This is a genomic window from Micromonospora sp. NPDC007230 (assembly GCF_042869115.1).
GTDB lineage: Bacteria > Actinomycetota > Actinomycetes > Mycobacteriales > Micromonosporaceae > Micromonospora.
In genome coordinates, this window is sequence record NZ_JBIAFE010000048.1 from 1 (window position 1) to 22914 (window position 22914).

A 22914-nucleotide genomic window follows, 5' to 3' on the forward strand; every position below is an offset into this window, starting at 1 on the left:
TGGTCGACTGCTGTCTTACCTGGAGCCTCGCCCTCATCGATCTCCGGGCTCGCCACACCCGCCCTGAGCTGCAAGATCAGCTTGGAAAAGGCTCACTGGCTGATCAACTGGACGAGGTAGAGACGATCCCGCACCGCAGCGCGGAGGCGTCACCGGCCGCCGCACCGAAAGGTCGGCTACACCACCTCGGGTGACCAGGTCACCGCGGTGGCGGGTGACGTCGCCCGGCGCCGACCGGGTATCCAGCCAGGGGCAGATGGCGGCGTGGCAGGCAGGCGAGACCTCCTCTCGCCGCACATGGGTGGGTTGGGTGGGTGGCGAGCGGCGGATTATGTGCTACGGTAGCCGCGTTGCAGTTTTGATTTCCGTAGACGTTTTCGGCGCCTGATGGGTATCTGAGCCCATCCAGGCGCTTTCTCGTTTTTCGTGTCGGTTCCGGCGCGGGTGATCAACGCGGCGGCGTGCGAGTCCGCACAGTGCGGTCTCTAACAGCCTGCGAAGGAGCAGACATGGCTACCGGTACCGTGAAGTGGTTCAACGGCGACAAGGGCTTCGGCTTCATCAGCCAGGACGGCGGCGGCCCCGACGTTTTCGCCCACTACTCGGCGATTTCGGCGAGCGGCTTCCGCAGCCTTGATGAGAACCAGCGGGTGGAGTTCGACATTACCCAGGGTCCCAAGGGGCCGCAGGCGGCGAGCATCCGCTCACTCTGATCCACGCTTTGCCACGGCGGCCCGACTGGTTCAGCGGGCCGCCGTTCGGCATTTCATGCGGGCACTCGTGGGACGGTTCTGGGATCTCTGTCCCACTGTCGATGTCGTCACGGTTCCGCCGTGTCGTCGCTCACGGAATTCCTTGCTCACGGGTCCTGAGCGCTTCATCCGGCGGCGTCCGTCCACGTCCGCGACCTCGGACGACTGTCCGCGCCCAGCGGCCGGGGTGTCCTCGTTCCGGCCCGTTGCTGTCGGCAGCTACTCGGTCTTTCGTTGCCTCGCCGTAGGGGCGAACCGAGTGAAGCACATCGAACCATAAGCGTCATTATTGGTACGCATTCCTGACGAGCTCAGTCTGCGACAGGGGCGCGCAGCGCGGCAAATCCGGTCGTCACATTTGCGGATCGAATCTGCGCTCGCGGAGGGGATCGCCGATGGGCAATTGACGTCGCCACGGCAAGATGATCCCGATGGACGACGCCACGGCTGGCCAACCACACCGACTCCGCGCTGGCCGCCCGGCCCACCTCGAGGACGAAGTCCGCAAGACTGTCGGACCCGTCGGCATGATGAGGGCATCAACGGCGCGTGAGTGCGGCAGCAGGGGGACCTTGTGTGCATGGGGTGGGCGCGGCTGGAACGGGCCTGGTAGCTCGCCGGGGCTTCGCACGGGCTGACAGCGGGTATCGAACTGGATCGTCACGAGGGCGCGAAGGTGGATCGTCATGGCAGGGACCCGGCAGATCCTGTTCATCCAGGGCGGCGGCGCGGGCGCGCACGACGAATGGGACGACAAGCTGTTCGACAGCCTGAGGCGGGAGCTCGGGGACGGGTACGAGGTCCGCTACCCGCGCATGCCCGACGAGGACGACCCGAGCTACGCCAGGTGGAGCGCGGCCATCCGGGGTGAGATGGCGGCCTTGGACGACGGCGCGGTCGTCGCCGGCCATTCGGTGGGCGGGACGATCCTCATCAACGCGCTCGCTGAGCGACCACCGGAACGGACGCTCCGGGCGATCGTGCTGATCGCCGCTCCGTTCGTCGGTGCGGGCGGCTGGCCCGGCGACGAGTTCGAGCTGCCGCACGACCTCGGCACGAGGCTGCCGCACGGCGTGCCGGTGCATGTGTTCCATGGCCTCCAGGACGAGACTGCCCCACCGTCGCATGCCGACCTGTACGCCCGTGCCATCCCGCAGGCACAGCTGCACCGGCTGCCCGGGCGCGATCATCAGCTGGACAATGACCTGAGCGAGGTGGCAGAGACGATTACTCCTGACGATCTCGGACACGTCACCCAGGGATAGCCAAGAGCCCACAGCCATTCTGATCAACAGTCACGGCCTCGGCGCTCGGGTGCCTGCACGCGAGGTCACGCTGCTGCCGCCCTAAACGGCGCCTGGCACCAGCGGGCCGCCACCGAAGTTCCACGAAACTCGGTCAACCTCCCGGCATCGATGATCCGAGATCAGCGCTCAAGCTGCACCACGGGCTCACCCTGTCATTCGCAAGATCGGATGCACTGTCATCGGCACGTGCGTGCACCGGGATCGAGCCGATGCATGCGCCGGACGTCTACGGAGAGTGACGGAAGCTCCTGCCTTCCGGCGCGCCCCGCTCGGCGGCAGATCCGGACGTCTCCGGCAACGCTCGGGCTGGGACACCCGCGACGATATGAGTGCGATTGGCATGCAGCGCCCGATCTGATGGAGGAATAGCCGCTACCTATTCGCGTCGCGCACGAAAGGCTGCGCGGTCCAGTAGGGGGCGACGGCCGCTGGCACCGAGCCGGCGGCAAGGACCCACTCGTCGCAGAGCGTGCCGACCACGAGGTCACCGTTGTCGAACCGCGGTACCAGACCAGCGCAGGCCAGGTCGCCGTCCGGGCCGACGATCACGGCGCCGTCGGTAAGCCTGGCCCCAACGAACCTGGACAAGACGTCCGGATGTAGCGCCGGGCCAACCCTTGTTTCCCGTAGTCGTCCATGTCGTAGGAGCGGTATGGGTCCTCCTTCGCCGGCATCAACTGGTCACCGACACCGTGGAGACCGACTGGCATGGTGTATTCGAAGTACAACCAGGCGTGTAGCAGGCTTTCGGCGTCAGGCTCGCGTCGTCCGTCATACCAGTGCCGGGCCTCCGTCACGGCGTCAAGCCGTCGGCCCGCCATGTCGTTCAGCCACGACGCGACCATCTCTGGATCGCTGAAACCCACGTACGGCGCGCGGTGCTCGATGCGCAGCGCCTGCCACACGGCGTGGGCGGTGGCCTCGTAGACGTCCCCGGTGCTTGTGTCGATCTGCGTGATGACCACGTCGGTCACGGTGACCTTCGCCGCTTCCGAGAGGCCGCGCAATGCCCATCGAGCGCCCAGGTCGGCTTCCCGTCGGTGTTCGGCAGTGGCGGTGGCGGTCACCTCAACATCGGGCCTTTTCGATGGCTTGACCTCGACGGTGACCTCAGCGAATCGCGAGGAGCGGTTCGTCTGCCGCAGGAGCCGGAAGGTAGTCATGATCCTGATGATTTCAGCCGTGGCGTCGTCCTTGGCATGCCGAAACGCCCTTCCAGGCTGGATCCGGATGCCGGCGGCGCAGTCGCCGGCCACCGGGTGCGACGGCTCACGGCTGGCCCGCCCGCCCGATCGGCGGCAAGAGCGGACGTTTCGGCAGACCAGGGCGCGTCTAAAGCGGGTCCAGAAGCAGCACGCCATCCGGTGAGTAGAAGTACTCGCGCACATGCCGAGCCCAGTCTTCGATCTTCGGGTCTTCCCAGTGCGACAACCACTCAGACAGATGCGCGTGCTCCTCGGTGTATCCGTTCTCCAGGAGCCACTGAAGCGTTTCGCGCCTGCCCGCTCCGAAGATGGCCTGGGCATCGAAGCCGTTACCTAGGTCTATGTCACCCGTGCGGAACTTCGCTCCATACAGGCGGGGCGAGTCCGCGGGATCACCGATCAGGAACAGCAGGTAGGCCGTCACGTAGATCTGCTCGTACTCGTCGATCTCGCCGATGTCCGGGCCTTCGCGCCACGTCCTTTCGAGGTCGAAGATCTCTCGGAGCATCGCGTGGTGGTGGCCAGGGTCATCTACGTCAACCATCCGGAGCGCTTCCCGGCGCGAAGCCGGACTCGAGAGGTCCAAAGACTCGGCCATGGGTGCACGCTACTTGGAGTGCCCGCTCATCGGCAGATCCGGAAGCCACTAGGAACAGCCCGCCGTCACCCAACGTGATCATTGAGTCGTTCGCATCCCGACATCGTCGGGCTCACTCGCGCTCTCGGACGCCGATCATCGCTATGTACGTCCAGGCGTACCTGGCTCTGCACTGGTGCATGTACGCCGACAACGCCGTCGTGGTCAACGCCTTTGCAGAGTCGGGTACGCCAAATGTGCAGAGGTCGGGGGCGCGAAGCATTCGGGATGCTGCGATGGCGGCCCGGCCCGACGACCCAGGTCCGCCACTCACGATGAGTAATCGGTGGACGTGGGCTAGCGCACCGGATCGCGACATGTGCGGACGTTGCCGACACTCGCAGGCGTCCAGGATCGACTGGCGCTGGCGTGGTTAGGCGTGGCCGCCGACGGTCACCGTGCCGATGGTCAGCTGTGGTCTGCCCTCGAGGATCTCCCCGATACGTGCAACCTGGTCGGCGAGATCCCGGCGGTCGGCGACGGTGAGCGGGGTCAACGGTTCGACCGTGATGTCCAGCTTGCGTCCGGAGCGGCGGAGGTGCCAGACCCCGGCAACGGTGCCGTCGATGAGCAGTACCGGGAAGTTGCCGGCTTGGCCGCCGGAGAGTGCGCGTTGCCCGGCGGGTCCGGGGAAGAGTTGCTCGCGTGGGTGGCAGCCGACGGTGTAGGCGTCGAAGTATGGCAGTAGCCGTACGCCGTGCGGTGGCACGGGTGCTGGCGCGGTGTCGCCGGCTGGGACCCAGGCGACGGTCCCGGCGACATCGACGTGTTGCAGTTCGTCGGTGAGGGAGTCGAACAACTGGGTCGCCCAGCGGCGAGGTGTGGACAGCCATTGCGCGAACTGCTGCGGTGTGGCCGGCCCGTACGCGTGCAGGTAGCGTCGGACCAGGCCGGCGAGGGCGTCGGGTGGCGGGGCGGGCTGGAATCCTGGGAGCCACCGTTGCGGGCTGGTGTAGGTCACTTTTCGTCCGCGGTTCGGGCCGAAACAGAGTGCTCCGTGGTGTGCGGCAAGGTGTATCGCCTGTCGCCAGCGCGGCCACATGCCGTCGAACCCGGGCACGACCGGGTCGGCGGCCCAGGGGCCGGTGCGGGCGGCCACCGCTGCGGTGAGTTCGTCGATGGTCAGTTCCGCGTCGGCCAGTGCGTCCGCGATCGCCGAGACGACCTCGTCGGTCTGCTCTGGGGTCAGCCGCGCGTCGGCGGGCAGGCTGTTCGAGGACGGTGGCAACGCGCCGAGCGCGCCGGTCCACAGTGGGAGGTCACGTGTCGGCAGCAGGTGCACGGTGCCGCGCGGCCCGAACGTCTTGATCAGGCTGCGTTCGTTCCACAGCGCGTCTCGAACGTCGTTGCGGGTGATGCCGGCGACGCGCAACCCGATGGACACCTCGGCGGCGGAGAGCACTTGAGCGTGCGCGCCGCACATGGCGGCCACGGCGTCGGCTGGTCGGCCGCGTACCGGAGCAGATAGTCCGTGCCGGTCGAGCCGCCGGCCCCATACATCTGGCCAGGACAGCCGCGGCAGCACAGCGGAACAGTTGGTCATCGAGTACTTCTCCCGGGCGTCGTGGTTCGGGTGGGCGTTCCCACGTTCGAATGACCTCGGAACGTGCCGTCTCGCCGCCCGGATCGGGCGGTCCGGGCGACGAGACGGCCGGCCTGGCTGGGTGCGGTCAGCGGAGCCTACGGAAGAACTCGCGCACGTCACCGACGAGGAGGTCGGGTGCTTCCATGGCGGCGAAGTGCCCGCCGCGGTTGAATTCGGCCCAGTGCACCACGTTGTGGTCGCGTTCGGCGAGGGGCCGGACGGTGATGTCGTTGGGGAACACCGCCACCCCGGTCGGTACCGATGAGCGTGGCTTGGCCTGGCCCCAGGTGCGGGCGTCTTCGTAGTAGATGCGGGCGGCGGATCCGGCGGTGCCGGTCAGCCAGTACACCGAGACGTCGGTGAGGATCAGGTCGCGGTCGACAGCGTCCTCGGGCAGGCTCGCGCTCGGGTCGGTCCATTCCTTGAACTTCTCGACGATCCACGCCAGCTGGCCGACCGGTGAATCGGTGAGGGCGTAGGCGATTGTCTGCGGCCGGGTCGACTGGACGATCGCGTACCCGGCCATGTCCCGACCCCAGGTCGTCATCAGCCCGAGGCGGGCCTGATCGGCCTCGGTGAGGCCGACCAACTCGGCCGGATCACCGGAGGGAAAGGTGCCCAGGTTGTTGACGTGCACGCCGACCACATGATCGGGGTCGATACGGCCGAGCTCGGGGGAGACGCTGCGGCTTCTCGGACTGCTGCAAACCCCGCGTGATTGGACCGGCGCAGAGCTTGGGCAGCGCCTTGAGGTCGACGTGCGGACCGTGCGGCGTGACATCCAGAAACTGCGCGACCTCGGCTACCCGGTGCACGCCACCCCCGGCGCGGCCGGTTACCGGCTCGGCGCCGGGACGAAGCTCCCGCCGCTACTGCTCGACGACGAGGAGGCCGTCGCCGTCGCCATCGGGCTACGTACCGCCGCCAGCGGCACGGTCACCGGCATCGAGGAAGCCTCGCTACGCGCACTGGCCAAGCTCGAACAGGTACTGCCCTCGCGGGTACGGCACCGTGTCAACCTGCTGCAGTCGGTCACCGTCACGGTCCCCGCCACCGGCCCCACCGTGGACCCGGACGTGCTGACCGCCGTCGCCGCCGCCTGCCGCGAGCACGAGCGGCTCCGCTTCGACTACCGCAGCCACGACGGCACCGACTCGATACGCGACACCGAACCACACCGACTGGTCCACGCCGGCCGGCGCTGGTACCTGGTGGGCTGGGACACCGACCGGCGCGACTGGCGCACCTACCGGGTCGACCGGATCCGTCCCCGCATCCCGACCGGCCCTCGCTTCACACCCCGACCGGCACCCGACGTCGACCTCGCCGGCTACCTCACGCACGGTGTCTCCACCGCCCCCTACCGCTACCAGGCCCGGATCACCCTGGACGTGCCAGCCGAGACGGCCGCCGAACGGATCCCGCCCACCGTCGGTGTCATCGAGGCCGTCGACTCGCACACCTGCCTCCTGCACACCGGATCCAACTCCCTCGACGAAATCGCCGTCTACGTCGCATCGTTCGGCTTCCGCTTCCAAATCCACCAGCCACCCGAACTCATCGCACACATCCGAGACCTCACCACCCGACTCACCGACGCCGTCCGCTGACCGCTGACCGCCAAACAATCCCCACGCAACGGCACGGCCCAGCGGCCTCGACCAGATCCCGGCAACCTACTCAATTCGGCTACTTGTGCGTGTGCCGGTCGAGTCAGCACTTCGTGACGCCGCGTAGCGCGCGGATCGCGGCAGATGAGCGCGCAGGTAAATAGATGCTGATTGAATTGGCGTGCCCTGTCGAGTTCGGCTGGCAAGCCTCGCCTTGAGGGCAGGATGCGGCAGCCCCGTCGGGTCAACCGGGGGAGGTCATGAATGGCAGACATGCCATGGCGAGAAGCCACGCCAGGCCGGCATTTCCATGACGGTCAAATTACCCTGCTAGCAAATTAGGCCGTAGTTCAACCATTTGACGCTGAAATCTGGACCGGCCGCCAGGCCTGCCCACCCTCTGCCGGTGGCCGCCCTCGCCTACGGGCGAAGCAGCTGTCCTCGCGTTATTCGCCCACCGCAAAGGCATTCCGCGGGCTCTCCAACCATCGGTACGTCGATCGCACGGCGAGGCCCACAGACCGAACGACACTGTGATCTGCTTCACAAGATGTCAGGATTTCCTCTATGCGGGTGTCTTGTTCTTGACCTGCTCGGATCGAAGGAGACACCATGGGCAAGAGCACCGAAGTAGTCGTCGTCGGCGGCGGATACGCCGGCGTGATGGCCGCCAATCGGCTGAGGCAGCGCGACGACGTGACCGTGACCGTGATCAATCCGCGGCCGGTCTTCGTCCCACGGCTGCGGCTGCACCAGCTGGTGGGCGGGACCCACGATGCGGTCATCGACTACCAGGAGGTACTCGCCCAGGGTGTCGAGCTGGTGGTCGACAAGGCGACGCACATCGACGCGACCGGGCGCACCGTGACCCTCGCCGAAGGTGGCTGCGTCGGCTACGACTACCTGATCTACGCGGTAGGCAGCCTCAGCGGCGGCCCGCGGGTGCCGGGCGCGGCCGAATTCGCTTATCCAGTCGCGACTCTGGAGGCCGCACAGCGGCTGCGGTCGGTGCTCATCGACACGCCTATGACGGCCCCGGTGACGGTCGTCGGGGGTGGTCCGGTCGGTATCGAGACCAGTGCGGAAATCGCGGAACAGGGTCGCAGCGTCAAGCTGGTGTGCGGCGGTGCCGTCGGTCCGTACATGCACCCCAGCGCTCGGCGCACAGCCCGCAAATACCTCACGAAACTGGGCGTCGAGGTGATCGAAGGGCCGGATACGTCGGTCACCGCGGTCAGGCCGGGAACTGTTGAACTTCGTAACGGCCGTACCCTGGCGAGTCAGGTCACCATTTGGACTGCGGGTTTCGGCGTGCCTGATCTGGCCGACCGCAGCGGCTTGCGCACCGACGCCGCCGGACGGCTACTCACCGACGAGACACTGACCAGCATCGACAGCGATCGCATCATCGCGGCGGGCGACGCGTCGGCGCCATCGGACCTGCCGTTCCGGATGAGTGCCTACACATCGCCGGATGCCTGGGCGCCCACGCCGCCGACACGGTGCTGGCCCGGATCGCGGGAGAGCGGCCGGCACCGATCGACCTGGCATTCCAGGCCATGTGTTTCAGTTTCGGCCGCGGTGCCGGGATCTTCCAACTCCTTCATAAGGACGACACTGCGAAGCGGTTGTACTTCACTGGGTTCATGGGCCGCAAGCTGAAGGAGTTCTCCTGCACCGCCAGCGTCAAGCACCTGATGACCGAGGCGCACAAGCCGGGCTCGCACCACTGGCCGAAGGATGGCGAACACCGGCCCGCCCTGCTACGAGCCCGGAATGCGAACGTGACGACACCGATCGCGTAGACGCCGGTTTCGCCGCTGTCACCAGCGGAACGATCTGCAGCGTTCGCATCGGGAACGCCGCACCTCGTGCGCCCGTGCCGGCCGCACGACCACCTCCAGGAGAGGAATTCATGCACACGACAGGTGAATCCGGCGCCCCCCGGCGGGCCGAGGGCGAGACCCCGAGCCTCGGCGGCGGTGACCACGCCACCCTCGCGGCGACAGAAGTGTTTGTCGCGCACCGCAATCTGCTGTTCACCGTCGCCTACGAGATGCTCGGATCCGGAGCAGACGCCGACGATGTCCTCCAGGAGAGTTGGTTGCGCTGGGTCGGTGTCGACGCCGCCCACATCGACGACCCGCGCGCCTACCTGGTTCGCATCACCACGCGGCAGGCGCTCAACCGGCTGCGTTCGGTGAAGCGCCGCCGGGAGGCGTACGTGGGCTCCTGGTTGCCGGAGCCGCTGCTCACCACCCCGGATGTGGCCGCCGATGTGGAACTTGCCGAAAGCGTGTCGATGGGGCTGATGGTCGTGCTCGAGACCTTGACCCCGACCGAACGAGCGGTATTCGTCCTGCGCGAGGCGTTCGGGTTGGGCTATGACGAGATCGCGGCCGCGGTGGAGAAATCCCCCGCCGCCGTGCACCAGATCGCCCATCGCGCCCGCCGCCACGTCGAGGCCCGCCGACCGCGCCGGGCGGTCACCGCGCGTGAGGCGAAGGCGGCTGTCGAAGCGTTCCGGCGCGCGCTCGAGACCCGGGACCTGCAGGGCCTACTCGACGTACTCGCCCCCGAGGTGGTGGCGATCAGCGACGGCGGCGGCATCAAGCAGGCCACCCCGCGGCCCGTCATCGGCGCGGACAAGGTGGCGCGGTTCATGGTCGGGGGCCTCACCAAGCACGACGTCGCGCTCACCGTCGAGCCGACCGCGATCAACGGCAGCCCCGCATTGGCGGTGCACGTCGATGGGGAACTCGACGGTGTCATCGCGGTGCGGGTCGAGGACACGCGCATCACCGGTCTCTACTTCGTCCGCAACCCGCACAAGCTGACCCGCATCGCCGCCGAGACCCCACTAACCCTGCGCTGACGCTGGCCACGACCCGACCGTTCAAGGGAGTAGACATGACCACGCGGGCACCGCTCGCCACTGACACGCTTCCGTCACGATGGCCGACCCTGGCAGGAGCGGTTGTCGTGCTCACGACGATCACCGGCGTATTGCTCATCGCCTTCGCCTGGCCGTCGGTGCGGTCCTCGGTGCACGATGTGCCGATCGCCGTCGCCGGGCCGACCGCCGCGGTCGCCCAGGTCCGCACCGCGCTCGAGCAGCGTGTGCCGGGTGGCTTCGACATCACCGAAGTCGCCGACACCGCGAGCGTCGAACAACTCATCCGCGACCGGCAGGCGTACGGAGCTATAGATCTCAGCTCCGGAACCCCGCAGGTCATCGTCGCCTCCGCCGCCAGCACCGCGGTCGCCCAAACCCTGCAGACCATGGCGACCGGACTCGGACGGGACGGCAATGCCGGTACGCCGGTGGCGGTCCGCGACCTCGCCGCCCTGCCCGCCGACGACCCGCGCGCCGCCGGCCTGTCCGCCGGCGCCCTGCCGCTGGTCATGGGTGGCCTGCTCGCCGCGGTGCTGCTGACCAGGCTCGTGCGCGGCACCGGTCGCCGCGTCGCCGGGGCTCTGGCCTTCGCGACGACCGGCGGCCTAGCCGTGGCGGGGATTCTGCAGTTCTGGTTCGGCTCGCTCAGCGGCTCCTACCCGGCGAATGCTGGTGCCGTCGCACTGAGCATCGCGGCAGTCTCCCTGACCGTTCTCGGGCTCGAATCGGTGTTCGGATACGCCGGAATCGGGATCGGCGCCGTCATCATGATGCTCATCGGCAACCCGCTCTCGGGGATGGCCACCGCCCCCGAAATGCTGCCCGGCTGGTCCGGCGCGCTCGGGCAGCTGCTGCCACCCGGGGCGGGTGGTCGGTTACTGCGATCGACCGCCTTCTTCGACGGCCGCGGCGCTACCGCCGCCGTTACTGTCCTCGTCGTCTGGGCCACACTCGGGGCATTGCTGTGCCTCGGCGGCCTGCGCGCACACCGCGCCATCTCGAACCCTGAACGCACAATTCGAAAGGATTATCAGCAAGCGTAATTCCCAAACCGTCGCCACATGACCCGTAGCGACAAAGACAACGCGATACTCAACGAGTTCTTCGCCGGCCTGCCCGACAAGTTCCGAGTCGCCCCGGCACGGATGCGCTGTGCACCAGGACGACTCGCAGTCTATGGCAGATGGTGGGCCGCTATCTCCCGCGAACGGCATGGTCTGGCAGCCCGTCGGCGACGAACGGCTCGGCGGATCGACGGCCAGCCCGCCTCGCCCGCCCCTGAAAGGAAGCTCATGAACCTCGCCCTTTGGATCGTTGCCGGGCTGCTTGCCGCCCTCGCCCTGTTCAGTGGAGCCACCAAAGTGTTCTTGCCCAAGTCCAAGCTGGACGAGTCAACAGATTGGACCGAGAGCGCAAGCGCCGGTTTCGTCAGAACCCTCGGGTGGCTCGAGATCCTGGCCGCAGTGGGCCTGACCCTGCCCGCAGCGCTCGACATCGCACCGGTGATGGTGCCGGTGACCGCCGCCTGCTGGATTTTGTTGATGATCGGCGGAATGATCACCCACGCCCGCTACGGGCACAACAAAAACGTCACGCTGTGTCTTGTCCTGCTCGCTGCGGCCGCGTTCGTGGCCTGGGGCCGCTTCGACCTCGAGCCGTTCACCGGCTGAAGTGCGGCAGTCCGGCTTGCGCAAGCGAATCCGCCCAGGCCGCGAAACCGCCGCGAGCTCGGAGCGTGTAACGCTGTTCGTACCACGTGCCGAGCGGCGGCGACCAGGTTCGCACCCCTCGTCACTCGGTTCATGCGGCAGAAAGGGACGGAACCAGTCTGACCACCAACGCAGAGTGATGGGGCGTGCAGGGCGAGACGAGCACTCGCACCAAACGAGTACGAAACCCTGCCAGTCCCTGGCAACGGTCAGATTCGTCTGCCGCTCGCGTCGATCAGGTAGCCGTCCGCATCGAAGTCCGGATCCGTCTGCTTGATTCACTCTCGGAAGGTGTCGTCGTCGTAGTCATCGACCTCGTCCTGCTCGTACAGCTTTGCCAGGTGCGAGTTGATGTAAACGAAGCCGTCGCCGAACTTCTCCTGAATGCTGTAGACAGCGTGTTCGCTGGTAGAGAATGCCTTGCGCCTGAAGCTCAGTAAGAGCGACCGGCAATTGGTAGGGCGTCTGGCGGACGGGACCCCGAGGTAGCAAGCAGGCACGGGTCCATTGATCATCGGAGTTCTCTACGCTTCGTGACCGATGGAGTCCCGTGCCTGCGCTGCCATCTTCGTTGTTCGAGCCCGTCTGGGTCCAGTTCGCCGCGCTGCGGGCTGAGCAGCCTGAGTTCGATCCGGCGCATCCGCTGGGCTGTCACCGCCGCCGGATCCCTGACCGGGTGGTGTTTGAGCATGTCATCGCCGCTTTGGTGCACGGTTCCGGCTACGAGCGTGTCGCGTCGGATGCCTGCTCGGACCGTACGATCCGTCGCCGGCTGCGGTCGTGGGCCGAGGCCGGTCTCGGCGAGCAGGTCCACGAACTGGCCCTGGAAGCCTACGACCGCATGATTGGCCTGGACCTGGCCGATGTCAGCGCCGACGGCGCGATCACCAAGGCCCCGTGCGGTGGTGACCGGGCCGGCCGATCCCCGGTCGACCGCGGCAAGGGCGGCATGAAACGCTCGACCGGCGTCGACGGTTACGGCATCCCGCTCGGGATCATCGGCGCCCCGGCCAACCGGCACGACTCCCCGCTGCTGCGGGACACCTTCGCCGCGTGCAGCATCCAGTTGCGGCATCACTGGCCCGAGCGGGTCACCGCACACCTGGACCGCGGCTACGACAGCAACCGAACCCGTGACCTGCTCGAAGAGATCGGCTTCGACGCCGAGATCGCCCGCAAGGGCGTGCCAGCCCCCGTCCAGATCGGCAAACGCTGGGTGGTGGAGAGGACCAACGCATGGATGAACGGCTTCGGCAAGATCCGCCGCTGCACCGACCGCAACGCCACAATCATCGACTTCTACCTGTACCTGGCTGCCGCGATCGTCACGATCCGTCAACTCATCCAACGCGCCCGCACGCTCTACCGCTGGGACACCCGACCCACCACCCGCAGGCTCAGGTAACACCAATTGCCGGTCGCTCTAAGTATCCATGTGGCAACGGATTTATTGGTTGGATCAGTCATGGAGGACTCATCACAATCCATCACGCCCAAGGCTCGTCGCCTTTGAGTGCGGACATCCAGGTTCTCTCAAGAAGGGCTGTCTTAGGTGATGAATCGCTAAATGACCTGGACATCCGGGAAATCGACACGCCCTACCTGCCGCGCACTCACATCGGCAGATCCGCATTCATCTCGGAGCTCGGCTGGCAGATCGGTCCGGATCAGCGGTTCCAGAAATTCGGTGTTGGCAGAAGCGACTACTGGAGTGTGTTCGCCCTGGTACGGCACATCCCGGACTCATCCGGCGTGCAGGCGTACGTCTATGCCTTCCACGGCGTGTGAAGTGATGCGTGGCCGTCCCGCTGAACCGCGCTTGCACCTGACGGGAGTCGGCCTGTATGGGCCGGCCCCCGTTCTCTGGCGGCCGCGCCCCGCGGTCATGCGGCTGCCAGGCGCTGCGCGAAATGTTCGGATGTGGGGCGGCGTGCCCCGTTGCGTCTTCCGGTGTATGTGAACGCGGCGGGAGGCTCAGGCAGGACGCCTCAACGTGTACTACTGCTGCTCAGCAGGGGCGTGCTGCTCGGCCGGCCACGACGGCGCGACCTCCGGCCGCGCCAGGCCACCGACTCCCACCCGGCGGCCACCACCGCCGCGCCGTGTCGTCGGATTGCAGATCCCAACTATGGTGCCGGTGAGTGTTCCGTTATCGGCGCTGCCGTACTTACCAGGTCCAGGCACGACCTCGCTGCGCTCAAAATGCACGAACGCCGGTGGACCGTCACGACCGGCCGGATGGATGATCAGCCGGTGACGGATCCGGCTGCGTTTACGATCGCCGACAACTGGCACGGCGGGTTCTACGAGCTAGCCCTCGAGCTCGGTGATACTGACGACGAACGGCTCGGGCGCGCTCTGGCGGCACTGTGGCCCGCCGCGGGGATCCATGGATGCTTCGGCAGCCGGGAACGAGAGCCGCAGGAGATGGCCAAGGTGGCGTGCTCCGTGGAATCGCTGGACGTGTTCGGGCATCTGCGTGGTCTCGTGGACCTGTCCAGCGGCGTACGTACGGTGTGCGGGGTCGTCGCTGTCCGCGAGGACGAAGGCCTCGACTGGTTGGACTTCTACCTGCCGATGGGCGCGCTGGGCGGGACCGACCAGCGAGTGAACGGGTTCCCATTCGGCGAGGACGACGGTCCCTCCTCGCTCGAGTGGCGCCGCCCCATCGATGACTGGCTCGCCAGCGTCGCGGCCAACGTGTATGCCACAGTCGACTTCCGGCTCGGCTTGATCGGCTTTGAAGTGTCCGGCGGCACTTACGCCAAAGACCTCCACGGCGACCCAGCGCCGCCGCGCGGTATCGGCTATCTGATTCCGCATACCAGTGGCCTGCGCTATCTGTCGGCGACACGCTGAACGGCGTGTTTTGCGTGAGCCGCGTCCCGTTGGGCGGGGATTTTGCTGTGGCGGCGACGCCTCCGGTCCCGGACTGCGCAACGCGGGATGGTGGCGGCGGACGGTCGTGGACCAGTGGGAGTCATGATGCGCAGCCACGTCATGCTGCGCGGGAATCGCGTTTTCCGGCCTGATGGCTGTGCCATAGACTCCGCCGGTGCTCCGGCGCGCCGAGAAGCTTCCGTCACGCGTCCAGCGCGAGCCGGCTATTCATGTCGAGTTGGCCTCGGTGCCCGGTGACACCAGGGCCCCGGCAAAGTCGTCAGGTGATGCCGAGTAGTGCCAGCGGGCGGGTGCTGTCGCGGGCGTGATGCCGGTTCGCGGCGGCGATGTTGGTGATGCCGGCGGTGCGGAGTGCGCCGATGGCGGCGTTGCGTAGGGCGGCCATGACTTGTGGTCCGGTGCCGGTGCGGATCTGGGATCGGTCTTCGTCGTAGGTGACGTCCCGCACCCAGTGGACCTTGTTCTCGATCGACCAGTGACCACGGATCCATCTGGCCAGTTGGGCGGGGCTGGCCTGGTGCACGCGCAGGTCGGTGATGGCGTAGACGGTTTCGGTGGTGACGCGTTTTGGCTGGTCGAGGCGGCGTCTGCGGCGGCGGATCTGCAGGGCCTGGGCGGCGTGCGGGAACTCGATCCCGGTGGAGATCGTCAGGATCTTCAGGCTGCGGATCTCGCGGCGGCCGTGGCCGCGGTCGGTTTCGCGGGTGGCGTCCGGGACGGCTCGCCAGGGCAGGCCGGCGAGTTGGGAGTGCAGGCTGGGCTGGTTGCCTTTGACGGTGAGGATCCAGTGCGCGCCGCGTTCGGCCAGGTAGGCGACGTGGTCGCGTTGGCAGTGCAGGGCGTCGACGGTGATCACGGTGTCGCGGAGGTCGCCGATCTGGTCCAGCAGCGGTGCGAAGCGGGTGATCTCGTTGGTCTTGCCGTCGACGTCGGTGCTGGCCAGGACCACTCCGGTGGCCTGGTCGCAGGCTGCGAGGACGTGCCGGGCCGGAGTGCTGGTGGTGCGGGAGCCGCGCAGGGCCTTGCCGTCGACCGCGATCGCTCGCCTGCCCGCTGACGGTGCGGCTATGGTCCGGCTGGTGAGCCAGCCGCTGACGGCCGCGGTGAGCAGGTCCGGGTCCAGGGCCTGCAACAACCGGCGGATCATCGCCTCCGACGGACGCCGGTCCGGGGCGATGCCCAGCGGGAGCGCGGTCGCAGCCGGGACGTCGGCGACCCACTCGGCGATCGCGGTATAGGAGCGGTAGCCGGCCACCACGGCACAGACTGCCGCGGTCACCACGACTGTCAGCCGGTGCCGGACACCCCGGCGGGCGCGGGGATCCGGCAGGTCGGCCAGCGCAGCGGGCAGCCCGGCAGCGGTTTCGGGCACGGTGACAGCCGGTGCGGCGGACACAGACGAGATCAGCGATGATGGCAGGGCGGGCATGACTCACTTCGGACGATCAACAAGGCGTAGAGAACCTCGATGATCATCTGAACGGGTCATGCCCGCCCTGCTACCACCAGCAAGGGCGCGTCTACACCAAGCGGATCAAGCCGGACACCCTCACGACTTTGCCGGGGCCCTGGCCACGCGGCAGCTCACGCCCGTAGTGTTACGCATCGTGAAGTGCTAGGCTTAACGCATGAGCACCCGTTTGTATAACGGGTGCTACGTAGGAGAGTTCAGCTCCCCCCTCTCGGACACGTTATTTCCACACGAAGTGTGATGGTTTTTCGTGTTTTGCGTGATCCCCGTCCCGTTGGGCGGGGATTTTTGCTGTGGCGGCGAGGACGCTCCCCGCAGGGTTGAGCGTGTAGACCGTGGTCTCGGCTTCGATGGTCCAAATGTGGTGGTCACACACGATGATCATGTTGTTGGTGCGCAGGTGGGCGGTGACCTTTTCCGGGTCGGGGCTGCGCAGCGCGGGATGGTGACGGTGTAGTCCGCGGTCGTGTCGGAGGCGGTCGAGCAGGTGGTCTTCCCGGATGTAGAGGATCTTCGGCTGCGGTGAGGTCTTGGTGCGGCTGCTGGTGTGGCCGTGGCGGCATCGGTATCCGGGGCGGCCGTGGACCCAGTGGGAGTCCATGATGCGGCCGCAGATGCCGCAGCACACGAGGCCGGCCAGGCGGTAGTGGCGAGGAGTGCCGTCGGTGGGGGTGGGTGCGGTGTGGATGGCCTGGGCTGCGACGAACTGTTCCTCGGTGACCAGCGGCGGGTGGGCGATCTGGCGGGAGATGACCCAGTGCGGGGCGGCGTTCCAGCGCTGGATCTCGTGGTGTCGGGTGATGGTGCCGTCGGGCTCGATGTCGTCGTGGTCGGTGCGTTGCCGGTTCCACACTTGGCGGCCGGTGTAGCGGGGGTTGGCCAGGATCGCCGCGACCGTGGTCAGCATCCATTGGTGGCCGCTGCGGTGACGGTTACGCGCCGGGTCGGCGCCGGACGGACACGGCACACCGTTGTCGTTGAGGGTGCGGGCGATGCTGGCCACGCTGCAACCGGTGAGCCGTTGTTCGAAGATCCACCTCACCCAAGGTGCGGTAGCCGGGTCGGGTTCCAGGCGGTGCAGGCGCCGTCCCCAGGCGGCGTGGGCGCGGTTCGGGTGAGGGCCGGCGTCGACCAACCGGTAGCCGTAGGGTGGCCGGCCGCCGAGGTGCCGGCCTTGGAGTTCGGCTTGGGCGCGCATGGCGGCGGTGGTGCGGTGCCGGGCCCGGGACACTTCCCGCTGGGAGTGCACGCCCAGCAGGTCTAGCAGCGCCAATTGTCGGGGGTTGTCGAAGTTCACCGGCCCGTAGGTTTCCGGCAGCCACAGCTGCACATCGTGCCTAACGAGGGTGGGGGTCAGCTGTTCGAGCTGTTGGCCGTGGAAGGCGCGTTCGTACTCGCCTACGACGATCGCGTCGAACCCACGCGCGGGTCCGCCAGAGCGGCGAGCAGCAGGGATGCCTGCGGCCGGTCCGGCCAAGCGACCCGGCGGGAGACACCCTCGTCGAAGAACTCGGCCACGATCCGACCGTGGCCGGCGATCAGGTCTACGGCGTAGTTGCGCTGCCACCGGCACGACGACGCCCGGTCCTGGAAGTCGACGGTGGACATCCGACCATAGAACGCGAACCGGATGCCCGGTGGAGGTGATGTTGTCGGATGCCGCGCCCGATGGCGGCCTCGCTGGTTCGGCTGCCGTATCCACGAGCCGAGCAGGTTGGGGCCGTCGAGTTTCGGCGCGTATTGCATCAGGACCCTCTCCACACACGGCGTTACAGCCATCCATCTCGATATGGATGAATAACGATGCGATGGTTCGTGGGACTCGGCCACTCGCAACATTTGTTGGCTCAACGGTGCGGCGGGCCCTTCAAATGGAGGCCGGCTAACGGTCGGTGGTCGCGCGGCGGGAGCGGCGGCAGATTCGCGTGACAGACCTGGAGGGTGCTGATCAGCGTCGGTGATGGTGTCCGATGGGACAGCTCCGCTCGGCCGGCAGCTGTGGCGCGTCGGGTGCGAGAGCGATCGCCGTTACCAGTGGCTGGGGCGGGTGATCGTCCTGGCGTGTTCGCCGAGGAGGTCGGTATAGGTGTCGATGTCGATGGTGTCGTGGTGGCAGCGTTCGATGAGCCGCGTCAATCGATGGCCGATCTCCTCCGCGTCGAGGTCGAGGCGTTCGCACAGGTCATGGTGGGCGTCGACGAGCGGTTCGGTGATCTCCTCGGGTTCGGTACGGGTGATGTGATAGGCGTCGCGGAGGTGTCCGGAGAGGTCGTCCCAGACGAGGATGGCTTCTTCGACGAGATCGAGCATGGCGGTGGTGGCGGGCCGGGCGCAGAGAATCTCAATTTCGGCGGCCAGCTGATGGCCGGCGGCTTCGACGTCGGAGATCTGCCACCTGCCGGTGGTCGCATTGGAGGCGTCGCGGATGGCGGCGTGGGCGTCGTGCAGGCCGGTGTGGTCGGTGGTGTCGAGGAGACCGGCTTCGGCGAGTAGCTGGGTGGCGAAGAGGCGGTCCCGCAGGGCGTGTTCCGCGACGAGGTTTGCCAGTTGTCGAGGGGAGAGCCGCCGCACGGCTTGGAGATAGTGGGCGTGTTCGAGCTCAGCAGGGGTGGCGCCAGGTGGGGTCGCGGCGCCCGAGAAGGCGGTGCCGGCGCGGAATGCGGTGAGTGCGGTCGCGACAGCGTGGGCGCAGAAGTCGTCGCCGACGGTTCCGCAGTCGCAGTCGGTGGTGAAGAGGCCGCCGACGATGCCGATCCAGGGTTGGAAGACGCCGTCGTGGCTGTGGACGACGGCTTGGACGCCGCCGCCGGCCGGTTCGAGTTCGCCGACGCTGCCGTTACTCAGCAGCCGTGCCGCGGCCTCGGCCACCGTGGTGGGGACGGATTCCCGGAACGCGTCGATGTCGATGCGGACTGCCACGGGCGGGCACTCTACCGGCCAGGGTGGAGGCGGGCGGCGTCGAGCTTGGCCAGGAACGCCGGCCAGCCCCGGTGCCGTCCACGCAACTCGTCCAGGTATTTGGCGAACTGGTCGGTTTCGCCGGTGGCCGCGTACGCGTCACGCAGATGGCGCAGCAGCGCGATGGCTGTGTCGTAGCGGCGCTTGTCATGCGAGTCCAGCAGATGGGCGTTGACGAGTGCCCGGTAGGGCTCGCGTACGTCGGCCGGATGGCCCTGTTGCCGACGGTGCAGGAGTTCGACGCGTTGCCGGGCGGGCAACTCGTCCAGGCGTGCGAGCCCGGTGTGCCAGGCCTCATCATCACGGCCGGTGTGGTGCAGCGCGTCGATCAGGTGAGGCAGATAGCCGGGCTGCTGGGCGACGCGGTCGCGCACCACGGTCAGCGCCCACTCGGTGTGGGTTTCGTCGCCGTCAGTCTCGGCCACCGTCGCCAGCAGTGACCGGAGGTTGTCGATGGTCGGCTGCTTGTCGAACGCAGCCCGACGCTCGGCCACCGCGGCCCGCGGATCGCCGGTCTCGATCAGCAGCCCCACCAGCAGGTCACGCAGCCGCGCGGATTGATGGCCGGTGGGATGTTCGGCGAGTCCGCGTGGGGCCCAGCCGATCGCGTCGGCGGGCCGTCCCGCCTCGGCCAGCACCCGTACGACGCGCTCGTACTGGTCGGCGCTGACCAGGTGTTCCGCCAGCACGGCCACGTACCGGTCCACGTCGCCGGAGACCTCGGCGAGCTGCTCGCGTAGGTGCCGTACCGTCCACTGCTGGTGCCAGTTGTCCGGATCCGCCACCGCGGCACGCTGCTCGACCAAGCGGGCCACCGCGGCCAGGCCTTTCGCCCCGAGAGCCGGCGCCCACTCGCGCAGGATCACGTCCGGCCAGCCAGGGCCGTCGCAGACGAGCCGGACCAGCCACGCGGCCAGGCCAGCGGGTCGTGGCGGCGCGGCCCGGCACGCCCGGGCGTAGAGCGCCATCAGATAGGCGAGGTCGTTGCCGAGGACTCCGGAGGAGCTGTCCATGTACATCAAGGCGGTCGTCATCCGATCGACTGCCTTGCGCAGCACCGGCACCGCGACCGCCGCGTCACCCGCGTCGATCAGCCGGGCGCAGCGGTCCGCGACCTCACGCGCCGCCTGCGAGTAGGCCTGCCGGCCCGCGTACGGGTCACGACGGCGATCCCGCCGCAACCGGTCCACCAGCACAGTCAGCTCATTCTCGTTCCCTGCGCTCACCGGTACATCACACCAGAACGCCCGCGACGACCCAGGCGGGCTGCGTGGTGTTCAGCGAATCTGATGCGGGTCACCGCCTGGTGGGGGCGGGTGGCCATCATGCCCGCTTGCTTCGTGCGCTAGGGCAGGTTGGCGGTAAGTTCATCGCGCCACTGTGCGAAGCGTTTGCGCATCTCGCCGATGTGAGTGGGGTCGGCGCCGTAGGCGGCGAAACGCCGGTCCGGATAGCGTTCCAACATGCCGAACAGGTCCGCGAGGACGCGCCGGTCGAATCCCGCGTCGGATTGTTCGGCCAGCTCGCACAACCGGTTCCGGGTGTAGCGGCCGGTCATGAGGGCCGCGTCGATGTCCAGGAAGTCTCGGGGTTCGGCGCGGGTATAGAGGGCGGACATTTTGCCCGCGACGACGTCGTCGGCGTGCAGCACCGGCCCGACGTCCATCATCACCGGTGGCAACGCGCGCCAGTTGGCCGCGAGTTCGACCTTGTACGGATGGTCAGGTTGAGCGGGATCGGTGACCGCGAGCCGGGCGAAGGTGTCGAACTGCTGCGTCCCTCGACGGAATACCCGCCGGCGCGGTAGCCGTCGATCACGGCGTCCACTGCTGCGGCGAACTCGCCACGACGGTCCCACGCCGTGAACAGGTCGATGTCCTCGCTCGGGCGGTCCAGGATGCCGTGGGCCTGCACGGCGTAGCCGCCGGCCAATGCGAACCCGTAGCGGGCAGCGACCCGCAATCCGATCTCGGCCAAGCGGAGGTGAACTTGATCCACTTCTACCCGGCCAGCGTCTGCGGCGGCGTGCTCAGTTCGGGAAAGCGCGCCTGCCACAACGCCCGCAGCCGGGCCGGGAGCCATAAGCTCGGCCATAAACGGCGCAGCGTGGGACCGTGCAGCCACCGGCGCAAGTCGTCGACCGAATTGGCCTGGTTCAGCACCGTCTGGTACATCAGCTGCAGATCACCGGCGTCGTCGAGGTCGTAGGTGCTGTCGCCGGACCAGTCCAGCCATCGATCGAGCGTCACCACACCGCGAACCGGACCGCGCAGGTCGGACAGGGTGGCGGCGACCACGAAGTGCCGCTGGTCCACATACCGCGACCCAGGCGGTGCACCACTGCCGCTGGCCATGTCTCTACCTCCTGCCCCGATCGTACGTGTGAGTGGCGTCGCCGGCGGGCACGACATCGACCTGCCGGCCATCTGACCTCCCGGGCTCGGCCTGCGGCCTGACGGTCATCGCCAAGGGCGAACTACCCGACTGCCGATCACCACACGGGCGGCCGGACGCCTGCCAGGTGACTGCCTTACCCGGGGACCGGACTGCCGCCGCCCGCGCGGGTTCGACTTCTCGCGCTGGCCGTCGGTAGCCTCCGGTCGACCATCCCGGGCCGCGGTCCGCTGGTGCCCGAGCCGACCTGGCGGACGGACTGGGTGGCGCCGGGCACTGCCCACCCTGGGGAAGGATACGCTCGCGGCTGCCCGGGCCAGATGTCGTGGAGGTGACCTTGGCACGGCTGGTGCTGACCGAGGACGAGGAGTCGGTGCGCGTCGCGGTGGGCACACGGCTGTTCGTCCAGGCACGGGCCCGCCTCAATCGCGGCGAGCTGGTCGACGTGCAGTGGGATCCGCGGACGGGGCACGCTCACTGCGCAGACCGGCTCCGCGGCGAGCTGTCCGGCACGGTGCCATCGCGCGCACCGATCCGAGTGGCGACATCACGGCGGTGGAGGGATCGTGTAGCTGCGGTGACGATCCGGGCTGCGCCTATCCGGCCGCGTTGATCCTCGCCGTTCTGTCGGCCCGAGGTGCTCCCCGCCGGGGGCTGCGGTGCCACGGCCGGCGTGGGAGACCGCGCTGTCCCCGCTGGTCGGTACGGCGCCCAAGCCTTCCGCCGATCCGGAGTCGTCCCGGGCCGCCGTCGGGTTGCAGTTCGATCTCGTCGCGGCTGCCGGGCAGGTCGGCGCGGAATCGTTGTGGCGGATCGCCCTACGCCCTGTGGTGCCAGGTCGCAGCGGGTGGGTGCGGTCGGGGATCTCCTGGTCGAATCTCAGTTACGCTTGGTACGGGCAGCCGAGGCGGGTGGAGCGGCACTGGCAGCTACTCAAGGAGATCCTGGCGCTGTCCACGGTGGCCGAGGACCGGCACTACTACAGCGGCTACCAGCAGACGGTCTACCTCGACGCGTTCGCGAGCCGGCGGATCTGGGACCTGCTCAGCGAGGCTCAGGAGACCGGGTTGCCGATGGTGCAGGCCAGAAAGACCGCCGGGCGGGTCGTCGTGTGTCAGGAACCGGCGCGGGTGTCGGTACGGGTCGACCGGACCGGTGACGACCTGCTGCTCGTACCAACCTTGCTGGCCGACGGCATGCCGGTCGCACCGGAAGAACGCTGCCGCGCGCACCAGTCGCCGTCACTTCGGACGGGCCAGGCGCCGCAGTTATCACCCCCCTACCCGACCTGCGCCGTCAGTTTCGAGACTTCGGATTCTTGGCAACACGGACATCGCCGCTCAGTCGAACCGCGAGACGACACGACACGCCGAAAGGCGAGTGGTCTTCGTGCTGGCGGGGCCGTGACACCATACCTGTGTCGTCCGTCGCATCGGCGCGGCTCGTCAAGGGTTTCGGTGGAGCCACAATGGCCGGGCTGACAGGGGGC

At 67.8% G+C, this 22914-nt stretch carries 24 protein-coding genes and 2 pseudogenes; 13 read left to right on the top strand and 13 right to left on the bottom strand.

Annotated features, from left to right (window positions below; translation table 11 throughout):
- From ACFYML_RS35450 to ACFYML_RS35460, 3 genes and pseudogenes are all read left to right on the top strand, one after another.
- Positions 1 to 194 (top strand): annotated as a pseudogene (locus tag ACFYML_RS35450) (hypothetical protein); the annotation flags it as partial.
- Between the two features lie 315 nt (positions 195 to 509).
- The gene (locus tag ACFYML_RS35455; protein WP_387424798.1) at positions 510 to 713 is read left to right on the top strand and encodes a cold-shock protein; all 204 of its coding nucleotides are present in this window, start codon (positions 510 to 512) and stop codon (positions 711 to 713) included.
- 725 nt (positions 714 to 1438) lie between these two features.
- Entirely contained in the window at positions 1439 to 2017 is a 579-nt protein-coding gene (locus tag ACFYML_RS35460) for an alpha/beta fold hydrolase (protein WP_387424799.1), read from the top strand.
- Between the two features lie 414 nt (positions 2018 to 2431).
- On the opposite strand, the gene ACFYML_RS35465 is transcribed toward ACFYML_RS35460, so the two are convergent.
- From ACFYML_RS35465 to ACFYML_RS35485, 5 genes are all read right to left on the bottom strand, one after another.
- Positions 2432 to 2608 carry a hypothetical protein gene (locus ACFYML_RS35465; RefSeq protein WP_387424800.1) on the bottom strand — a complete coding sequence of 59 codons (177 nt, stop codon included), beginning with the start codon at positions 2606 to 2608 and terminating at the stop codon, positions 2432 to 2434.
- Complete coding sequence (locus ACFYML_RS35470; RefSeq protein ID WP_387424801.1) at positions 2605 to 3315, bottom strand: hypothetical protein; 711 nt, start codon at positions 3313 to 3315, stop codon at positions 2605 to 2607. The genes ACFYML_RS35465 and ACFYML_RS35470 overlap by 4 nt, the downstream gene beginning before the upstream one ends.
- A 76-nt stretch (positions 3316 to 3391) precedes the next feature.
- Entirely contained in the window at positions 3392 to 3862 is a 471-nt protein-coding gene (locus ACFYML_RS35475; RefSeq protein WP_387424802.1) for a hypothetical protein, read from the bottom strand.
- A 412-nt stretch (positions 3863 to 4274) separates the two neighbouring features.
- Entirely contained in the window at positions 4275 to 5444 is a 1170-nt protein-coding gene (locus tag ACFYML_RS35480) for a winged helix DNA-binding domain-containing protein (protein ID WP_387424803.1), read from the bottom strand.
- Between the two features lie 127 nt (positions 5445 to 5571).
- Positions 5572 to 6123 carry an alpha/beta fold hydrolase gene (locus ACFYML_RS35485; RefSeq protein WP_387424804.1) on the bottom strand — a complete coding sequence of 184 codons (552 nt, stop codon included), beginning with the start codon at positions 6121 to 6123 and terminating at the stop codon, positions 5572 to 5574.
- 22 nt (positions 6124 to 6145) lie between these two features.
- Between ACFYML_RS35485 and ACFYML_RS35490 the strand changes: the two genes are divergently transcribed.
- The 6 genes from ACFYML_RS35490 to ACFYML_RS35515 all read left to right on the top strand — a co-directional run bounded on the left by ACFYML_RS35490 (position 6146) and on the right by ACFYML_RS35515 (position 11662).
- A complete protein-coding gene (locus ACFYML_RS35490) occupies positions 6146 to 7096 on the top strand; it encodes a helix-turn-helix transcriptional regulator (protein WP_387424827.1) in 951 nt (316 codons plus the stop codon).
- A gap of 612 nt (positions 7097 to 7708) precedes the next feature.
- Positions 7709 to 8758 carry an NAD(P)/FAD-dependent oxidoreductase gene (locus ACFYML_RS35495; protein ID WP_387424805.1) on the top strand — a complete coding sequence of 350 codons (1050 nt, stop codon included), beginning with the start codon at positions 7709 to 7711 and terminating at the stop codon, positions 8756 to 8758.
- Positions 8743 to 8901 carry a hypothetical protein gene (locus ACFYML_RS35500; protein WP_387424806.1) on the top strand — a complete coding sequence of 53 codons (159 nt, stop codon included), beginning with the start codon at positions 8743 to 8745 and terminating at the stop codon, positions 8899 to 8901. Before ACFYML_RS35495 ends, ACFYML_RS35500 begins: the two co-directional genes overlap by 16 nt.
- Before the next feature lie 110 nt (positions 8902 to 9011).
- Positions 9012 to 9971: an RNA polymerase sigma-70 factor gene (locus ACFYML_RS35505; protein WP_387424808.1), complete on the top strand. Its 960-nt coding sequence runs from the start codon at positions 9012 to 9014 to the stop codon at positions 9969 to 9971.
- Between the two features lie 107 nt (positions 9972 to 10078).
- Positions 10079 to 11035 (top strand): hypothetical protein, encoded by a 957-nt coding sequence (locus tag ACFYML_RS35510; protein WP_387424809.1) that lies wholly within the window; start codon positions 10079 to 10081, stop codon positions 11033 to 11035.
- Between the two features lie 18 nt (positions 11036 to 11053).
- Positions 11054 to 11662: a DoxX family protein gene (locus ACFYML_RS35515; protein ID WP_387424811.1), complete on the top strand. Its 609-nt coding sequence runs from the start codon at positions 11054 to 11056 to the stop codon at positions 11660 to 11662.
- Positions 11663 to 11979: 317 nt separating this feature from the next.
- On the opposite strand, the gene ACFYML_RS35520 is transcribed toward ACFYML_RS35515, so the two are convergent.
- Positions 11980 to 12216, bottom strand: a complete 237-nt coding sequence (locus ACFYML_RS35520) for a hypothetical protein (protein WP_387424812.1) — start codon at positions 12214 to 12216, stop codon at positions 11980 to 11982.
- A gap of 35 nt (positions 12217 to 12251) precedes the next feature.
- On the opposite strand from ACFYML_RS35520, the gene ACFYML_RS35525 reads away from it, so the two are divergent.
- The 3 genes from ACFYML_RS35525 to ACFYML_RS35535 all read left to right on the top strand — a co-directional run bounded on the left by ACFYML_RS35525 (position 12252) and on the right by ACFYML_RS35535 (position 14560).
- Entirely contained in the window at positions 12252 to 13106 is an 855-nt protein-coding gene (locus tag ACFYML_RS35525) for an IS5 family transposase (protein ID WP_387424813.1), read from the top strand.
- Between the two features lie 104 nt (positions 13107 to 13210).
- Entirely contained in the window at positions 13211 to 13489 is a 279-nt protein-coding gene (locus ACFYML_RS35530) for a hypothetical protein (RefSeq protein WP_387424814.1), read from the top strand.
- Between the two features lie 450 nt (positions 13490 to 13939).
- Positions 13940 to 14560: a hypothetical protein gene (locus tag ACFYML_RS35535; RefSeq protein WP_387424815.1), complete on the top strand. Its 621-nt coding sequence runs from the start codon at positions 13940 to 13942 to the stop codon at positions 14558 to 14560.
- Positions 14561 to 14861: 301 nt separating this feature from the next.
- Here ACFYML_RS35535 and ACFYML_RS35540 read toward each other — a convergent pair whose 3' ends face one another.
- The 7 genes and pseudogenes from ACFYML_RS35540 to ACFYML_RS35570 all read right to left on the bottom strand — a co-directional run bounded on the left by ACFYML_RS35540 (position 14862) and on the right by ACFYML_RS35570 (position 21385).
- Positions 14862 to 15974, bottom strand: a complete 1113-nt coding sequence (locus tag ACFYML_RS35540; RefSeq protein ID WP_387424816.1) for an ISAs1 family transposase — start codon at positions 15972 to 15974, stop codon at positions 14862 to 14864.
- Positions 15975 to 16293: 319 nt separating this feature from the next.
- Entirely contained in the window at positions 16294 to 17550 is a 1257-nt protein-coding gene (locus tag ACFYML_RS35545; protein WP_387424817.1) for a recombinase family protein, read from the bottom strand.
- On the bottom strand, positions 17472 to 17681 hold the full coding sequence (locus tag ACFYML_RS35550; protein WP_387424818.1) for a hypothetical protein: 210 nt from the start codon (positions 17679 to 17681) through the stop codon (positions 17472 to 17474). The genes ACFYML_RS35545 and ACFYML_RS35550 overlap by 79 nt, the downstream gene beginning before the upstream one ends.
- A 420-nt stretch (positions 17682 to 18101) precedes the next feature.
- Positions 18102 to 18941 carry a hypothetical protein gene (locus ACFYML_RS35555; protein WP_387424819.1) on the bottom strand — a complete coding sequence of 280 codons (840 nt, stop codon included), beginning with the start codon at positions 18939 to 18941 and terminating at the stop codon, positions 18102 to 18104.
- 62 nt (positions 18942 to 19003) lie between these two features.
- A complete protein-coding gene (locus ACFYML_RS35560; protein ID WP_387424820.1) occupies positions 19004 to 20257 on the bottom strand; it encodes a hypothetical protein in 1254 nt (417 codons plus the stop codon).
- A 119-nt stretch (positions 20258 to 20376) separates the two neighbouring features.
- Positions 20377 to 21029, bottom strand: a pseudogene (locus ACFYML_RS35565) (nucleotidyl transferase AbiEii/AbiGii toxin family protein).
- Between the two features lie 2 nt (positions 21030 to 21031).
- Entirely contained in the window at positions 21032 to 21385 is a 354-nt protein-coding gene (locus ACFYML_RS35570) for a hypothetical protein (protein ID WP_130327188.1), read from the bottom strand.
- A 951-nt stretch (positions 21386 to 22336) separates the two neighbouring features.
- Here ACFYML_RS35570 and ACFYML_RS35575 point away from each other — a divergent pair.
- Entirely contained in the window at positions 22337 to 22906 is a 570-nt protein-coding gene (locus tag ACFYML_RS35575) for a hypothetical protein (RefSeq protein ID WP_387424821.1), read from the top strand.
- The last annotated feature ends 8 nt before the right edge of the window (positions 22907 to 22914 follow it).

Excerpts from the sequence above, each read along its gene's own strand:
- ACFYML_RS35495 (WP_387424805.1), top strand. The coding sequence starts at position 7,709 with ATGGGCAAGAGCACCGAAGTAGTCGTCGTCGGCGGCGGATACGCCGGC.
- ACFYML_RS35520 (WP_387424812.1), bottom strand. The coding sequence starts at position 12,216 with ATGATCAATGGACCCGTGCCTGCTTGCTACCTCGGGGTCCCGTCCGCC.
- ACFYML_RS35460 (WP_387424799.1), top strand. The coding sequence starts at position 1,439 with ATGGCAGGGACCCGGCAGATCCTGTTCATCCAGGGCGGCGGCGCGGGC.
- ACFYML_RS35455 (WP_387424798.1), top strand. The coding sequence starts at position 510 with ATGGCTACCGGTACCGTGAAGTGGTTCAACGGCGACAAGGGCTTCGGC.
- ACFYML_RS35535 (WP_387424815.1), top strand. The coding sequence starts at position 13,940 with ATGGATGATCAGCCGGTGACGGATCCGGCTGCGTTTACGATCGCCGAC.
- ACFYML_RS35480 (WP_387424803.1), bottom strand. The coding sequence starts at position 5,444 with ATGACCAACTGTTCCGCTGTGCTGCCGCGGCTGTCCTGGCCAGATGTA.
- ACFYML_RS35475 (WP_387424802.1), bottom strand. The coding sequence starts at position 3,862 with ATGGCCGAGTCTTTGGACCTCTCGAGTCCGGCTTCGCGCCGGGAAGCG.
- ACFYML_RS35550 (WP_387424818.1), bottom strand. The coding sequence starts at position 17,681 with ATGTCCACCGTCGACTTCCAGGACCGGGCGTCGTCGTGCCGGTGGCAG.
- ACFYML_RS35500 (WP_387424806.1), top strand. The coding sequence starts at position 8,743 with ATGGGCCGCAAGCTGAAGGAGTTCTCCTGCACCGCCAGCGTCAAGCAC.
- ACFYML_RS35570 (WP_130327188.1), bottom strand. The coding sequence starts at position 21,385 with ATGGCCAGCGGCAGTGGTGCACCGCCTGGGTCGCGGTATGTGGACCAG.
- ACFYML_RS35515 (WP_387424811.1), top strand. The coding sequence starts at position 11,054 with ATGACCCGTAGCGACAAAGACAACGCGATACTCAACGAGTTCTTCGCC.
- ACFYML_RS35505 (WP_387424808.1), top strand. The coding sequence starts at position 9,012 with ATGCACACGACAGGTGAATCCGGCGCCCCCCGGCGGGCCGAGGGCGAG.